This window comes from Pseudomonas sp. BCRC 81390 (assembly GCF_030341915.1).
Taxonomy (GTDB): domain Bacteria; phylum Pseudomonadota; class Gammaproteobacteria; order Pseudomonadales; family Pseudomonadaceae; genus Aquipseudomonas.
In genome coordinates this window covers 1-229 of the sequence record NZ_JATAAG010000086.1, presented here as the reverse complement: position 1 = coordinate 229, position 229 = coordinate 1, and the positions used below count along the sequence as shown (strand labels likewise).

The following is a 229-nucleotide window of genomic DNA, read 5'->3' as shown; positions in this document are numbered from 1 at the left end:
TAATATTCCTGTACTTCCAGTTATTGCGATGGAGGGACGGAGAAGGTTAGGCCAGCCTGGCGTTGGTTGTCCAGGTTTAAGGTGGTAGGCTGAAATCTTAGGCAAATCCGGGATCTCAAGGCCGAGAGCTGATGACGAGTTGCCTTTAGGCGACGAAGTGGTTGATACCATGCTTCCAAGAAAAGCTCCTAAGCTTCAGATAACTGGGAACCGTACCCCAAACCGACAC

The 229-nt window shown here is 50.2% G+C and carries 1 rRNA gene; it reads left to right on the top strand.

The features are described 5' to 3' along the window. Window positions 1-229, top strand: a 23S ribosomal RNA gene (locus QSV36_RS26205); the annotation flags it as partial.